Origin of the sequence: Pseudomonas graminis (genome assembly GCF_001705435.1) — a bacterium.
Classification (GTDB): domain Bacteria; phylum Pseudomonadota; class Gammaproteobacteria; order Pseudomonadales; family Pseudomonadaceae; genus Aquipseudomonas; species Aquipseudomonas graminis_B.
Window position 1 is genome coordinate 136070 of the sequence record NZ_MDEN01000061.1, and the last position, 14692, is coordinate 150761.

Consider the following 14692-nt stretch of genomic DNA (forward strand, 5'->3'; position numbering starts at 1 on the left):
TACTTGGGGTGCTTTTCCAAGTAACTCGCCGAAGGCGAAACAGTCTGCCCCCAGGCAGACGCTCTTGATCTTTTACAACGCCCCCGCGCCCTTAACGTACTCAATAAACCTCATCACCGCCGGCGCCTTCTCGTGGCGTCGGTGGATCAGCGACAACGACGAGCTCGGCTGACAATCCTCAATCCGCCGATACACCACATTCGGCAAACGAATATGATCAACCACCGACTCCGGCACCACCGCCACCCCCTGCCCCAGACTCACCAACGCAATCACCGACACCAGCCCTCCCGGCTGCGGACCCAGCGTCGGCGCAAAACCGCCGTGGGCCGCCACCTCCAGCGTGCCGGAAATCTGCTCGGGGAGAATGAACGTCTCGTTCTGCAGATTCACCGCAGTGATGACCTTCAACTTGCCCAGCCACGAACTGTCCGGCAGCGCCAGGGCGAAACCCTCCGTCAGCAACTCCACGGCGCTCAAGGCATCCGGCAGCTGCATGGGAGAACGGATAAAACCCACGTCCAGCCGCCCCTCCTCGATCAGCCGCGGCAGCGTCGGCATCAGGTGCTCGTTGATACTGAATTCAACCCCACCATAGCGCTGCCGAAACTGACTGACGTGTTGCTGCAACACCCCGGAAAACACGGCTGAGGCGACGTAGCCCAACTCGATCCTGCCGGCCTCGCCACGGCCGGCGCGCTGGACGTTGTACTGCGCGGTCTCAAACTGCCGCACCGCAAGCTCCGCCTCGATCTGCAGCGCGCGCCCGGCCTCCGTCAGCCTCACCTCCCGCTGTTCCCGCAGAAACAGTCGGGTGCCCAAGGCATTTTCCAGGTCCTGAATCTGACGCGTCAGCGTCGGCGGCGCGATGCCCAACTGCTCGGCCGCGCGGGTGAAATGCCGATGGCGGGCGACCGCCAGAAAGTAGCGAAAATGGCGGATTTCCATGGAGCGTTACCTGGCAGGTAATGAAAACGCGAGGCGCGGGTAACAGAGCATAGGGCATATCCGCTTACTCTGTTGCGGCGAAGCACCACCCCGCCCCACTTCTTCACCACCCGCGTTAGTCCGCACCTAACAGCTTTCGGAGCGCCCGCCCATGTCTCGACCCAGCCCCCGCATGACCCTGCTCACGGCCTCCGGCGTGTGCGCGCTGATCGTGCTCGACACCAATATTGTCGCCGTGACCCTGCCGAGCCTCGCGCGGGACCTGAATGCCGGGTTCGCCGACATCGAGTGGGTCGTCAGCGCCTACATGCTGGCCTTCGCCGCGCTGCTGCTGCCGGCGGGCAGTCTGGCCGATCGCTTTGGCCGCAAGCGCATGCTGGTCACCGGGCTGGTGCTGTTCATTCTGGCCTCGCTGGGCTGCGGCGCGGCGCCGGACATTCTGTTCCTCGACATCGCCCGGGCGATCAAGGGCGTCGGCGCGGCGCTGCTGCTGACCTCGGCGCTGGCGACCATCGGCCACGTTTTCCACGATGAAGCCGAGCGCGCCAAAGCCTGGGCGTTCTGGGGCGCCTGCATGGGCGTGGCCATGACCGCCGCGCCCACGGTGGGCGGGCTGATCGCCGACCTGATTGGCTGGCGCTGGATTTTCTACCTGAACCTGCCGGTGGGGTTGGGCTTGCTGCTGATGGTGTTGCGTAATATTGAGGAGTCGCGCAACGAGCAGTCGGCGCGTCTCGATCCGTGGGGCAGCCTGTTTTTCAGCGCCAGCCTGCTGAGCCTGATCTGGGGCCTGATCGAAGCCAACCGAATCGGCTGGGACCACCCGCTCACGTCCATGCGTCTGGCAGCGGGGGCCGTGCTCCTCGTGCTGTTCGTCATCGCCGAGCGCCTGCAACGGCGGCCGATGGTCGATTTGCAGCTGTTCAACTACCCGCGCTTCATCGGCGCCCTGCTCGGGATGTTCGCCTACGCCGGCTGCGCCCAGGTGATGATGACGTTGCTGCCGTTTTACCTGCAAAACGGCCTGGGCTTCAGCGCCATCGGCTCGGGCCTGGGCATGCTGCCCTTCGCGATCACCATGTTGCTGCTGCCGCGCTTCGGGCCGACGCTGTCACGGCACCTGTCGCCGGCCGCCATGATGGCGCTGGGCCTGACCCTCGTCGGCATCGGCAACCTGCTGTGCGCCTGGGCCACAGGGATTGGCGGCTACCCGGCGTTCGCGGCGGCGATGGCGGTGACCGGTGCGGGCGCGGGCTTGCTCAATGGCGACACGCAGAAAAACATCATGGCCTGCGTGCCACGGGAACGCACCGGCATGGCGTCGGGGATGAGCACGACCATGCGTTTCAGCGCGATCATGCTGGCGATCGGCGTCTACGGCGCGCTGCTCGCCAGCCACACCCTCGGTTCGCTGAAAGACAGACTGGCGACTGTCGCGCCCCGTTTTCTCGATCAGGCCGAGCACATCGCCTCACGGGTGGTGGCCGGCGACATGCACGCCGCGCTGCAAACCATGGATGCCGGCGCGCGGGGCATGATTGAGCCGCTGGCCCGGGATGCCTTCGTCTCGGGCTTCGGCTCGGTGCTGTGGGTGGCAGGTCTGATCGCGCTGTTCGCGGCGGTGCTGGTGGGCACGTTAGTGCGCAAACCGATTCCGCTGATGCACCTGAAGACCGCCTGATCGACGGAAACGATCAGGCCAGCGTCAACGGGCAGCGAGGGCCCACACCCGGGCGATATCCCGCGCGCGGTCGTGGAGCAACGTCGCCGCGTTGGCGCAGGCGAATTCCAGCGTCATTGGCCCGCTGGTCACCGCGAACGCGGCGCTGATGCCGTGGGCATAGAGGTCGGCGTAGCCCTCGCCCAGTGTCCCGGCCAGCACGATGACAGGTACGTTGTTGCGCTGCGCTATCCGCGCGACGCCGAACGGCGTTTTGCCGCGCAAGGTCTGGGCGTCGAAACGGCCTTCGCCAGTGATCACCAGGTCTGCACCCTCCAACGCCTCGGCCAGCCCGGTCAGGTCGGCCACCACCTCCACACCGGGGCGGAACGACGCGTTCAAATAGGCCTTGGCCGCGAAGCCCATGCCGCCTGCTGCGCCGCTTCCCGGATATTCGCTCTCGTCGCGGCCCAGCGCCTGAGCCGAGTGCTCGGCGAAATGCCCCAGCGCTGCGTCCAGCGCCAGCACCTGTTCAGGTGACGCGCCCTTCTGCGGGCCGAAGATGTGCGACGCGCCTTGCACGCCGCACAGGGGATTGTTGACGTCGGCGGCGACTTCGAACTGCACGCTGTTCAAGCGCGGGTCGAGCCCGGTCAGGTCGATTCGCGCCAGTTGCGCCAGGGCCAGACCACCGGCCGGTAGGGCCTGGTCATCGTGATCAAGGAAGCGCACGCCCAGCGCCGAGAGCATGCCAGTGCCGGCATCATTGGTCGCGCTGCCGCCGATGGCCAGAATCACCCGCTCGGCGCCGGCGTCCAGAGCGGCCTTGATCAGCTCGCCGGTGCCGAATGTGCTGGTGGTGGTTGCGTCGCGCTGGTCCAGGCTCAGCAGTTGCAAACCGCTGGCCATGGCCATTTCGATGATCGCCGTGCGCGTTTCGGCCAGCCACCCCCACTGTGCCTGCACCGATTGAGTCAGCGGTCCGCTGACCTGATTGCTCATCCATTCACCGTCGCACGCCGCCAAGACCGCTTCGATGGTGCCCTCCCCGCCATCGGCCATCGGGCACTCGACTAGTTCTGCATCTGGCCAGACATCCCTCAGCCCGCGGGCAATGGATTGGGCGACACTCTGGGCGCTGAGGCTGTCTTTGAACGAGTCCGGGGCGATGACGATTTTCATATTGTTCTCCTTGTCTGATGGCCGATCTTCGCACCGTGGGGCGACTTTACCGCCTTACGCTTGCACAACAGGTGGCTCTCTCGGTTGTTCATACGAACAAAGCCGCGAAAGCCTCTTACCTGACCACCATCTGCGCGCCTGCCAGCTTAGGGGACTTGCCAGCTTAGGGGACTGATTTATTTACAGCGCTTCACCGTAAATCAATCTGTCCCCGCCCCCCAAAAGCCCTCACCTGGCCACCATCTGCGCGCCGAGGTACAGGCGCAAGAGATCTTCGGTCCGGTAGGGATCACAACCGGTCAGTTCGGTGATTTTCTCGAGCCGGTAACGCAGGCTGTTGCGATGGATGCCCAGCGCGTCGGCGCAGGCCTGGCTTTCGCCGCTGTAATCGAACCAGGCGCGCAGGGTGTCGAGCAACTGCGGGTTGTCGAGCAGGCGCTGAATCGGCTCGGCGATGCCTTCGGCCAACCAGTCGTGGCGGTTGCGCCAAAACAGCAGCGCGACGCGATGGCTGCCCAGACGCAGGAGTTTGACGGCCGGCCGCAGGTGGCGTGCGTATTCGAGCAGGTCGCGGGCGGCGGTGCAGGCGGCGCGCAGGGAGGGCAAGTCTGACGATGGCTCGACGGTCGCCATGCGCTGCACGGGCCAGGCCTGCTCATCGAACAGCTCCAGCAGCAAGGCGTCGTCGCGGTCTTTGCCCAGCGCACGGCACCAGTAAATTAACCCCGGCTCGCACGGCAGGCACCAGCTGTTGGCGTAGCGCCCCGACAGCCACGCACTCATCGCAGCGGCATAGGTCGCGTCTTCAGGCAGTTCGAGCAACACGGCCTGGCGCGGCAAATGCGGCTGCAGACCCAACTGTTCAGCTTCGGCGACCAAGTGGGCAGCGCTGTCGCCGAGCAACAACCGCGACAGCAAGTCTTCACTGCGCTGATGCCGCCACTGCTGATCAGTCTGCTGGCGTCGATGCTCCATGAGCATCTCGGCGGTCATCTTCACCAGCTCCGCGTAGACCCGCACCTCATCCGGCTCGCCGGTGATACCGAGCACGCCGATCAGTTTCTGATCCAGCATCAACGGCAGATTCACCCCCGGGCGCACGCCGTCGAGCTGCCGCGCCGTGTGCGAATCGATCTCCACCACGCGGCGGTTGGCGAGGACCAGTTGCGCCCCCTCATGCCGGGTGTACAACCGCTCCGCCTCGCCGCTGCCAATGATGATGCCCAGGTAATCCATGACATTGACGTTGCACGGCAAAATCGCCATCGCCCGGTCGACGATGTCCTGGGCGAGGGCGTGGTCAAGGGCGAACATGAGGGGTGGCTGCACAGCAAAGGGAATGAGGGTTCATACACATCAGGTCTTGTTTTTGTGGGTGGTGGGAGTCTGCCTGAATTTTTCCAAGACTTCTCGCGCCAGTCCTGAGTGCATCGATATCCAACAGCGAGAGGCCGTGGCAGAGTGCGACCGTACCTTTATGGCCCTATCGAGTAATGCCTATTTATGTTGAGAACTGCCATCAAAAAGCTGCACCGTGTCACCCTCCTCCTCTGCGCCATGACCCTTCAGGCCTGCGCCTCCAGCGAGCCGCCTTTGGGGCAGGCGAGTTTTGCCGAGTATCGCCAGCAGACCATTGACTGGATGCAGGAGAACCGCACCTTTCAGACGACCGATCACCCTGCCGAGATCGAATGGAATGCGCCTCGGGAATGGCGGCCAGAAGCGCCAGCCACTCGGGGGATTTTGTTTGTCCATGGCCTCGGCGACTCCCCCTGGTCGTTCAATGACGTCGGCGAAGCGCTCGCCGCGCAGGGGTTTCTGGTGCGCACAGTGTTGCTGCCGGGGCATGGCAGCAAGCCGGCGGACATGCTGGAGGTGACGCTCAAGCAGTGGCAGCAGGTGGTGCGCGAGCAGACGCAGCTTCTTGAGCGGGAGGTGCCGACGGTGTATCTGGGCGGGTTTTCGACCGGGGCGAATCTGGTGCTGGATTACGCCTACGAGCACTCGAATATCGCCGGCCTGGTGCTGTTCTCTCCGGCGTTCAAACCGGCGAACACCTACGCGTGGGTCACCCAATACATCGGCTGGTTTAGGCCCTGGCTGGCAAAACCGGATGATGGCGTGCGTCCGATGCAGACGCCGGTCCGCTACCTGAACGTGCCCACCAACGGTTTCGCCCAGTTCTACCGCAGCGCGCTGCTGGCGCAGAAGCACCTCGACAAAGCGGCCTACGACAAGCCGGTCTTCGTCGCCATCACCGAGCACGATTCGGTGCTGGATACCGGTTACGTGCTGGACACCTTCAACGCGCGCTTCACCCATCCGCTCAGCCGGCTGATCTGGTATGGCAACGAACCGGCACCGGGGCAGAAAAACCCGAAGGTAGTGGTCCGCAACGACTTCCTGCCCGAATACCGCATCGCCCGGTTCTCGCACATGGGGCTGATGTTTTCCCCCGCAAATCCGCTGTATGGGGTAAATGGCACTCAGCGGATCTGCTGGAACGGCCAGTCATCCGCCGACATGCAAAAGTGCCTGAATGGCGAGCCGGTGTGGTATTCCGATTGGGGCTATCGAGAGCCAGGCAAGGTCTTCGCGCGGCTGACGTTCAATCCGTATTTCGAGTGGCAGTCGGGGGTGATGATGGAGGTGCTGGCGTACCCATAGTGGGACCGCGCACGCTTCGTAGGACCGGCTTCAGCCGGGAAGAGGCCGGTGTGAGCGCCACACATTTCGAGCGATAAAGACCTTCACTCAACCGGCGCCAGCCGTTCTCGGCTGTTGCTCAGGTGCGTCCACATCGCGGCGCGGGCGGCGTCGGGGTCCTGGCGGCGGATGGCGGCGAGGATGGCTTCGTGTTCGAGGTTGGCCAGATACGCACTGTGGGTGAGGCTCGCGCCGGCCCGTTCGCTGGTGGCAATGCGGCTGCGCGGGATGACGGCGATGCCGAGGTTTTGCAGGATCTCCACGAAATAAGGATTGCCAGTCGCTTCGGCGATCAGCAGATGAAAGCGCCGGTCCGCTTCGACGCAGCTGTCCTCCTTGGCCAGCAGGTCCTGATAATCATCCAGCGCGGCGCGCATCGCCGTCAGCTGGGCCTGACTCCGGCGTTGCGCGGCCAGGGCGACGGCCTGGGTTTCCAGGCCCATGCGCAGCTCGATGATGTGCCGCACGCTGAACGCCGTCTCCACCTTCAGGTGCAGCCCGCTCTGCTCCGAACGCGCCAGCACGTAGGTGCCTTTGCCCTGATGGGTCTCGACCAGCCCGGACGCCTGCAATTTGGAAATCGCCTCACGCACCACCGTGCGGCTTACGCCGTGCTCGCGGACAATCTCGCTCTCGGACGGCAGTTTCGCGCCGGGCGCAATGGTGCCCATCAAAATCCGCTGACTCAGGTCGGTGACCAGGTCCGTCGCCAGGCTGTGTTGGCGTCGCTTGGGTGGCAAGGGTCCGGTGCTGTTCAAAAAAGGTCGTCCTATAAGTATTGAAATAACGACGGCTGCCAACGCCTGCCGTCCACTTGTATTTTCCTGACAGCCCAGGCTCGTCACCCGTATCAAACCACTCGCTGGAAACCCAAGGCGAAACGACCGGGGCCCTTGGAAACACAGCCACTCAGCACCCCATACGCACTCATCCAACTTGTCAGACAAGCGAGACTAGCCCGACGAAATACTTCCCGCAAGCTCCGCAAATACGGTTGCCAAGGCAATCATTACTTGTATGATGACTGGCAACAGGGCCTACACACCTTGTCACACACAACTTGCTTAATTACCCGCATAAAAATAATCAGTGGGAGTTACCAGAGTGAACACATCCTCATCACGGGCGGATGACGCCACCGATTCCGTCCTGCAATCGGCGGTTTCGAAAGTCAAACGACACATCCTGCCGCTGTTCGTCATCATGTTCATCGTGAACTACATCGACCGGGTCAACATCGGCTTCGTGCGTAGTCACATGGAACATGACCTGGGTATCGGCGCGGCCGCCTACGGCTTCGGTGCCGGCCTGTTCTTCATCGCGTATGCGATGTTTGAAGTCCCCTCCAACATCCTCCTGCAGAAAGTCGGCGCGCGCATCTGGCTGACCCGCATCATGCTGACCTGGGGCATCGTCGCCGCGTGCATGGCGTTCATCCAGACCGAAACCCACTTCTACATCCTGCGCTTCTTGCTGGGCGTGGCCGAAGCCGGGTTCTTCCCGGGCGTGATCTACTACTTCACGCGCTGGTTGCCCGGCGTCGAGCGTGGCAAGGCCATCGCCATCTTCCTCAGCGGCTCGGCCTTTGCGTCGGTGATCTCCGGCCCGCTCTCCGGCCTGCTGCTGCAGATCGACGCGCTGGGCTTCCACGGCTGGCAGTGGATGTACTTCATCGAAGGCATGTTCTCCGTCGGCCTGTGCTTCTTCGTCTGGTTCTGGCTTGACTCCAAACCCCACGACGCGAAATGGCTGACCGAGGCCGAGAAAGACGCGCTGGTCAACACCATCGACGCTGAACAGAAAGCTCGCGAAGCGGCCAACCCGGTCAAGCTGTCCATCGGCAAACTGCTCAAGGACCCGCAGATCATCCTGTTCTGCCTGATGTACTTCTTCATCCAGCTGACGATCTACGCGGCGACGTTCTGGCTGCCGAGCATCATCAAGAAGATGGGCGATCTCACCGACTTCCAGGTCGGTCTGTTCAACTCGATCCCGTGGTTCATCGCCATCGTCTGCATGTACGGTTTTGCCTCGCTGTCGGCCAAGTGGAAACACCAGCAGGCGTGGGTTGCCGTGGCCCTGTTGATCGCGGCGGCCGGGATGTTCATGTCGACCACGGGCGGTCCGGTGTTCGCCTTCGTCGCCATCTGCTTCGCGGCGATGGGCTTCAAATCGGCATCGTCGCTGTTCTGGCCGATCCCCCAGGGCTATCTGGATGCACGGATCGCCGCTGGCGTCATCGCGTTGATCAACTCGGTGGGCAACCTCGGCGGCTTCGTTGCGCCGACCACCTTCGGCATCCTTGAACAGCAGACCGGTTCGATCCAGGGCGGCCTTTATGGCCTGACCGTCACCTCGATCATCGCCGCCATTCTGGTGTTTACCGTGCGCACGACGCCCAAGCCCGGCGCGGTGCCGGTGGCCAAGGTCGACGTCACACCCAGCCACACTTGAGTCAGGCGATCTGAACCCTAAGCTCTGAACCAGTAAAGACAGCGCCCCCGCCGCGCTGGGTACTCACAAGGATTTAGACATGAACACACAGCATTCCGGCAGCACCCCCGTCATCACCGATATGCAGATCATCCCGGTGGCCGGCCACGACGACATGCTGCTCAACCTCAGCGGCGCCCACGGTCCGTATTTCACCCGCAATATTGTCATCCTCAAGGACAACGCCGGCCACACCGGAGTGGGTGAAATCCCTGGCGGCGAGAAAATCCGCCAGACCCTCGAAGACGCCCGGTCCCTGGTGGTCGGCAGCAGCATCGGCAACTACCAGAAGATCCTCAACGACGTGCGCCGCACCTTCGCCGAGCGCGATGCCGGCGGTCGCGGCCTGCAGACCTTCGACCTGCGCATCACCATCCACGCGGTCACCGGCATTGAAGCTGCAGTGCTGGATCTGCTCGGTCAGCACCTTGAGGTGCCGGTCGCGGCGCTGCTCGGCGAGGGCCAGCAGCGTGACGAAGTAAAGATGCTCGGTTACCTGTTCTACGTCGGTGACCAGACGAAAACCAACCTGCCCTATCGCACCGAAGCCGACGCGGACAACGAGTGGTTTCGCGTCCGCCACGAAGAAGCCCTGACCCCGGAAGCCGTCGTGCGTCTGGCCGAGGCGGCTTATGCGCACTACGGTTTCGAGGACTTCAAGCTGAAGGGCGGCGTGCTCAGCGGCGATGCGGAAATCGAAGCGGTGACGGCGCTGGCCGAACGTTTTCCGAAAGCGCGCATCACCCTCGACCCGAACGGCGCCTGGTCACTGAAAGAAGCGGTGCGTCTGTGCCGCGATCAGCACAAGGTGCTGGCCTACGCCGAAGACCCCTGTGGCGCAGAGAACGGTTATTCGGGCCGCGAAGTGATGGCTGAATTCCGTCGCGCCACCGGCCTGCGTACCGCCACCAACATGATCGCCACCGACTGGCGCGAAATGGGCCATGCCATCCAGCTTCAATCGGTGGACATCCCGCTCGCCGACCCGCACTTCTGGACCATGCAAGGTTCGGTGCGCGTCGCGCAGATGTGCAACGAATGGGGCCTGACCTGGGGCTCGCACTCCAACAACCACTTCGATATCTCCTTGGCGATGTTCACCCACGCGGCCGCCGCTGCGCCGGGCAACATCACCGCCATCGACACCCACTGGATCTGGCAGGACGGCCAGCGCCTGACCAAGGCGCCGCTGCAGATCATCGGCGGCAGCGTTCAGGTGCCGAAGAAGCCGGGGCTGGGGGTCGAGATCGACATGGACCAGGTGGCCAAGGCCCACGAGCTGTACAAAGGCATGGGCCTCGGCGCGCGGGATGACAGCGTGGCGATGCAGTTTCTGGTGCCCAACTGGACATTCAACAACAAGCAGCCTTGTCTGGTTCGCTGATTCAGTGATTTCAACCGGTCAACCTCCCACTGGACGGGCCGGTTAACAGATTCACCTAAACTGCCAAATGGCGACCGGCGCGTAACCCCTTGCGCGCCGTTTTTCTTCATCCTCTGCTGTAGCGGCCGCGTGCTACTGTTCGCGCATCTCACTGCCGTGAATTCCTCTATGTCCCGCCTTGCCAAGACCCACCCCCGCCTGACCATCGCCACCCTTGTGGGCGTCGCTGCCGGTATCGCCAGCGCGTTCGTCGCCCCCGACATTTCGGTGATCAGCAAATGCCTGATCGGCTGGAACGTCGCCGGCTGGCTGTACATGGCGATGATCATGCGCCGCACCTTCAAATCCAGCGCGGAAGACGTGCGCCGGGTGGCCGAAATCGAGGACGAAAACGCCGGCGTGGTGCTGTTCGTCGTCTGCGTGGCGGCCATTGCCAGCCTGGCGGCAATCATCCTCGAACTGGCCGGCATTCAGGACATGAAGGACGCCGATAAAGCGCTGCATTACGCCTTCACCGGCTTCACCATCCTCGGCTCCTGGCTGCTGATCGGCGTGGTCTTCAGCCTGCACTACGCCCGGGTGTTCTACACCTGGAACGGCGACAAGCCGGCGTTGCGCTTTGCCGATGGCGAAGAAAACCCGGACTACTGGGACTTTCTGTATTTCTCCTTCACCTTGTGCGTTGCGGTGCAGACCTCCGACGTCGGCGTCGCCACGCGCGGCCTGCGCAAAGTGGTGCTGGCGCAGTCGCTGATCGGGTTCGTGTTCAACACCTCGATTCTGGGGTTCTCGATCAACATCGCGGCGGGGTTGTTTAACTGACATTCAGCGCAGGTACCGGCACCTTCACGAGCAAGCTCACTCCCACACACGGACTTCCAGACCGCCCCGCGCAGGCGTACTGTGACCGCCACAAATCCAACATCGCTGCTGAACGAGGCCTCGCTCAATGACTCAGGATTCCGGGCTGAAGATTGCCGTACTCGACGACTGGCAATCGGTCGCCGAACACGTTGTGGACTGGACCGTATTGCAGCGGATCGGCGAGGTCAGTTTTCTCCATGACTACCCGGCGGATACCGACGCCATGGTCGCCCGCCTCAAGGACTTTCAGATCCTCTGCGTGATGCGCGAGCGCACGGTTTTCGATGACGCCCTGCTCAGTCAGCTGCCGAACCTGAAACTGCTGGTGACCGGCGGCATGCGCAACGCGGCGCTGGACCTCAAGGCCGCCGCGCGCCTGGGCATCACCGTGGTCGGCACCGACAGCTATAAGTACGCGGCGCCTGAACTGACCTGGGCGCTGATCATGGGCGTGACCCGCAACCTGGTCGACGAAGCCAATTCCCTGCGCGCGGGCGACTGGCAGATCGGCATCGGCAGCGACTTGTACGGCAGGACCCTGGGCATCGTCGGGCTGGGCAGCATCGGCCAGAAAATCGCCCGCTACGGCAAGGCTTTCGACATGAAGGTGATCGCCTGGAGCGAGAACCTCACCGCTGAACGGGCCGCCGAGCATGGCGTGACCTACGTCAGCAAGCAGGAACTGTTCGAGCAAGCGGACGTGGTCTCGGTGAACTTGGTGCTCAGCGAGCGCAGCCGCGGGCTGGTCGATGCCGATTCGCTAAACCGCATGAAGCCGACGGCGTATCTGGTGAACACCGCCCGCGGGCCGATCGTCGACGAGGACGCGCTGATCGAGGTGCTCAAACAGAATAAAATCGCCGGCGCCGCCCTGGACGTTTACAGCGTCGAGCCGCTGCCCGCCGATCACCCGTTTCGCACGTTGCCCAACGTCCTGGCCACACCCCACGTGGGCTACGTGACCGAGAACAACTACCGGATGTTTTTCAACCAGATGATCGAGGCCATTCAGGCCTGGCACGCCGGCGCGCCGATCCGCGTGTTGGCCTGACCGCGAACCGACTCATTGCCCCAAGACTCACTGCATCAAGGACTCAGATGATGACCACGCCGCTTTCCCGATTGCCCTCCGACCCACGCGCCGCGTTGCTGGTGATCGACATGCAATACGACTTCATGCCCGGCGGCGCGCTGGTCGTGGCCGAAGGCGATGCCCTGGTGCCGTTGATCAACCGCCTCGGCGCGCAGTTTCGCAACGTGGTCATGGCCCAGGACTGGCACCCGCGCGGGCATGTGTCGTTTGCGTCGAGCCACGCCGGGCGCGCGCCGTTTGACAGCATCACCCTGCCCTACGGCGCGCAGACGCTGTGGCCCGATCACTGCGTGCAAGGCAGCCACGGTGCCCGGTTGCACGCCGACCTGGACATCACCCACGCACAGTTGATCCTGCGCAAGGGCTGCAACGCCGGCATCGACAGCTATTCCGCGTTTGTCGAAGCCGACCGCACCACGCGCACCGGGCTGGCCGGCTACCTGAGCGAGCGTGGCATCGACAGCGTGTTCGTGGTCGGCCTCGCCCTGGATTTCTGCGTGGCCTGGACCGCGCTGGACGCCAGGGCGGCGGGTTTCAACACCTGGGTGATCGCCGATGCGTGCAAGGCCATCGACCTGAACGGCTCGCTGGACCAGGCCTGGAAAGACATGGCCCTCGCGGGCGTCAACCGGATCGACAGTGCAGAGCTGACTGACTAGATGGCTCAATCCTGCCCTTCTGCAAAGCGCTTCAACCCTTCCCCCTCCATCCGGTAGCGCACCCACTCGTCCTGGGGCTCGGCGCCGATCGATTTATAGAAGTCGATCGCCGGCTGGTTCCAGTCCAGCACGCTCCATTCCAGACGGCCGCAGCCGCTGTCCTGGGCGATCCGGGCCAGATGGCGCAGCAGCTTCTTGCCCGCGCCGACACCCCGCTGCGCGGCCGACACGTACAGATCCTCAAGGTACAGGCCCTTGCGACCCAGCCAGGTGGAGTAGCTCAGGAAGTACACGGCGAAACCGATGGGCTGGCCCTCCAGCAGACAGATCAGCGCCTTGGCCGGAGAGGCTTCGTCGAACAGACTGCGCTCGATGTCGGCGACACTGGCCTTGACCTCGTGCTCGGCTTTTTCGTAGATCGCAAGCTCGGTGATGAAGCCAAGAATGACGGCGGCGTCGGCACGGGCGGCGTCGCGAATGTGAAGGGTCAAAAGAGGTTCTCCCACATCAATGAAAAGGCTGCCGCCGTTGGCGAACGACGGGTAACGGATTGTGTCTCAAGCAGCAGCGCCGCGCAGCAAGCTTGTGCAAGCGAACCGTCGCCTCCCGAGCACTCTTGAACCGAGCACTCTCCCAAAGAACACGTTTCAACGTGCACTGACACCCAAAGGATCGCCATGGAACACGAACCAGACGGCAAGACCCCCGGCCTGACGCCGGAAGAAGAACGCGACATCGACGAAAACCAGCCGCCCCGGGCCGCCGTCCTTCACGAAACCATCCGCATGCAGGGCGATCAGGAACTGGAGCGTAACGTCGCTGCACTGTTCTGGTCGGCACTCGCGGCCGGGCTGACCATGGGCCTGTCCCTGATGGCGATGGGGTTGTTGAACTCGCGACTGCCCGATGCCGAAGGTTTCAAAGTCATCGCCAGCCTCGGTTACAGCGCAGGGTTTCTGGCGGTGATTCTTGCTCGTCAGCAACTGTTCACCGAAAACACCCTGACTGCCGTGTTGCCAGTGATGAGCAAGCCGACGCTGAACAATGTCGTGCGTCTGTTGCGGCTGTGGACCGTGGTGCTGGTGGGCAACCTGTGCGGCACGTTGCTGGTGGCCTACGTCATGCTGCATCTGCCGATCTTCGACACCAAGACCGATCAGGCCTTCCTCGAAATCGGCCGCAAGGTGATGGAGAACGACACCTGGCAAATGTTCTCCAAAGGCATCATTTCCGGCTGGATGATCGCCACCATGGTGTGGATGATCCCGTCCATGGAAAGCGCGAAAATCGGCATCATCGTGATGATCACCTACCTGATGGCGCTGGGGGATTTCACCCACATTGTCGTTGGCTCGGCTGAGGTGTCTTATCTGGTGTTCGCCGGCGAACTGCCGTGGAAGGATTTCTGGATGATCTTCGCCGGCCCGACACTGGCCGGTAACATCATCGGCGGCAGCTTCATTTTCGCGTTGATCAGCCATGCGCAGATCCGCAGCGAAGGCGAAACGCCGGACAAGAAAGGCAAGAAGAAAGCGCTGGACGAAAAGCTGAAGCAAGAGCTGGGTCAGCCCAAAGCAGAATCGGATCGCAAAGGCGCGTAAGGCAACTGTAGGAGTGACCGGGGTGGCGCTCCACCTTGCTCGCGAAGCGTCCGACCAGACAAAACATGGTCGCCTGACGGAATGCATTCGCGAGCAAGCTCA

At 63.0% G+C, this 14692-nt stretch carries 13 protein-coding genes; 8 read left to right on the plus strand and 5 right to left on the minus strand.

What is annotated here, in order from left to right; translation table 11 throughout:
* Positions 1-72: 72 nt before the first annotated feature.
* Positions 73-948 carry a LysR family transcriptional regulator gene (locus BBI10_RS11320; RefSeq protein ID WP_065988590.1) on the minus strand — a complete coding sequence of 292 codons (876 nt, stop codon included), beginning with the start codon at positions 946-948 and terminating at the stop codon, positions 73-75.
* 151 nt (positions 949-1099) lie between these two features.
* Between BBI10_RS11320 and BBI10_RS11325 the strand changes: the two genes are divergently transcribed.
* Entirely contained in the window at positions 1100-2629 is a 1530-nt protein-coding gene (locus BBI10_RS11325; protein WP_065988591.1) for an MFS transporter, read from the plus strand.
* Positions 2630-2653: 24 nt separating this feature from the next.
* Here the strand turns inward: BBI10_RS11325 and BBI10_RS11330 are convergent, their stop codons facing one another.
* Both BBI10_RS11330 and BBI10_RS11335 read right to left on the minus strand, forming a co-directional pair.
* Positions 2654-3790, minus strand: a complete 1137-nt coding sequence (locus tag BBI10_RS11330) for a glycerate kinase (RefSeq protein ID WP_065988592.1) — start codon at positions 3788-3790, stop codon at positions 2654-2656.
* Positions 3791-4018: 228 nt separating this feature from the next.
* Positions 4019-5104 (minus strand): CdaR family transcriptional regulator, encoded by a 1086-nt coding sequence (locus tag BBI10_RS11335; protein WP_065988593.1) that lies wholly within the window; start codon positions 5102-5104, stop codon positions 4019-4021.
* 189 nt (positions 5105-5293) lie between these two features.
* On the opposite strand from BBI10_RS11335, the gene BBI10_RS11340 reads away from it, so the two are divergent.
* Positions 5294-6457: an alpha/beta fold hydrolase gene (locus BBI10_RS11340; RefSeq protein ID WP_065988594.1), complete on the plus strand. Its 1164-nt coding sequence runs from the start codon at positions 5294-5296 to the stop codon at positions 6455-6457.
* Positions 6458-6540: 83 nt separating this feature from the next.
* On the opposite strand, the gene BBI10_RS11345 is transcribed toward BBI10_RS11340, so the two are convergent.
* Positions 6541-7254 (minus strand): FadR/GntR family transcriptional regulator, encoded by a 714-nt coding sequence (locus BBI10_RS11345; protein ID WP_065988595.1) that lies wholly within the window; start codon positions 7252-7254, stop codon positions 6541-6543.
* Between the two features lie 346 nt (positions 7255-7600).
* On the opposite strand from BBI10_RS11345, the gene BBI10_RS11350 reads away from it, so the two are divergent.
* From BBI10_RS11350 to pncA, 5 genes are all read left to right on the plus strand, one after another.
* A complete protein-coding gene (locus tag BBI10_RS11350) occupies positions 7601-8950 on the plus strand; it encodes an MFS transporter (RefSeq protein ID WP_065988596.1) in 1350 nt (449 codons plus the stop codon).
* A 79-nt stretch (positions 8951-9029) separates the two neighbouring features.
* On the plus strand, positions 9030-10373 hold the full coding sequence (gudD, locus tag BBI10_RS11355) for a glucarate dehydratase (RefSeq protein ID WP_065988597.1): 1344 nt from the start codon (positions 9030-9032) through the stop codon (positions 10371-10373).
* 168 nt (positions 10374-10541) lie between these two features.
* Entirely contained in the window at positions 10542-11195 is a 654-nt protein-coding gene (locus BBI10_RS11360) for a DUF1345 domain-containing protein (protein WP_065988598.1), read from the plus strand.
* A gap of 127 nt (positions 11196-11322) precedes the next feature.
* A complete protein-coding gene (locus BBI10_RS11365; RefSeq protein ID WP_065988599.1) occupies positions 11323-12288 on the plus strand; it encodes a D-2-hydroxyacid dehydrogenase family protein in 966 nt (321 codons plus the stop codon).
* A 50-nt stretch (positions 12289-12338) separates the two neighbouring features.
* Positions 12339-12989: a bifunctional nicotinamidase/pyrazinamidase gene (pncA, locus tag BBI10_RS11370; RefSeq protein ID WP_065988600.1), complete on the plus strand. Its 651-nt coding sequence runs from the start codon at positions 12339-12341 to the stop codon at positions 12987-12989.
* Positions 12990-12994: 5 nt separating this feature from the next.
* On the opposite strand, the gene BBI10_RS11375 is transcribed toward pncA, so the two are convergent.
* Positions 12995-13480 (minus strand): GNAT family N-acetyltransferase, encoded by a 486-nt coding sequence (locus tag BBI10_RS11375; protein WP_065988601.1) that lies wholly within the window; start codon positions 13478-13480, stop codon positions 12995-12997.
* A gap of 186 nt (positions 13481-13666) precedes the next feature.
* Between BBI10_RS11375 and BBI10_RS11380 the strand changes: the two genes are divergently transcribed.
* Positions 13667-14590: a formate/nitrite transporter family protein gene (locus BBI10_RS11380; RefSeq protein ID WP_065988602.1), complete on the plus strand. Its 924-nt coding sequence runs from the start codon at positions 13667-13669 to the stop codon at positions 14588-14590.
* The last annotated feature ends 102 nt before the right edge of the window (positions 14591-14692 follow it).

Bases quoted from the DNA above. Each gene is read 5' to 3' on its own strand.
- pncA (WP_065988600.1), top strand. From the start codon at position 12,339: ATGACCACGCCGCTTTCCCGATTGCCCTCCGACCCACGCGCCGCGTTG.
- BBI10_RS11340 (WP_065988594.1), top strand. From the start codon at position 5,294: ATGTTGAGAACTGCCATCAAAAAGCTGCACCGTGTCACCCTCCTCCTC.
- BBI10_RS11320 (WP_065988590.1), bottom strand. From the start codon at position 948: ATGGAAATCCGCCATTTTCGCTACTTTCTGGCGGTCGCCCGCCATCGG.
- BBI10_RS11330 (WP_065988592.1), bottom strand. From the start codon at position 3,790: ATGAAAATCGTCATCGCCCCGGACTCGTTCAAAGACAGCCTCAGCGCC.
- BBI10_RS11335 (WP_065988593.1), bottom strand. From the start codon at position 5,104: ATGTTCGCCCTTGACCACGCCCTCGCCCAGGACATCGTCGACCGGGCG.
- BBI10_RS11360 (WP_065988598.1), top strand. From the start codon at position 10,542: ATGTCCCGCCTTGCCAAGACCCACCCCCGCCTGACCATCGCCACCCTT.
- BBI10_RS11325 (WP_065988591.1), top strand. From the start codon at position 1,100: ATGTCTCGACCCAGCCCCCGCATGACCCTGCTCACGGCCTCCGGCGTG.
- gudD (WP_065988597.1), top strand. From the start codon at position 9,030: ATGAACACACAGCATTCCGGCAGCACCCCCGTCATCACCGATATGCAG.
- BBI10_RS11380 (WP_065988602.1), top strand. From the start codon at position 13,667: ATGGAACACGAACCAGACGGCAAGACCCCCGGCCTGACGCCGGAAGAA.
- BBI10_RS11365 (WP_065988599.1), top strand. From the start codon at position 11,323: ATGACTCAGGATTCCGGGCTGAAGATTGCCGTACTCGACGACTGGCAA.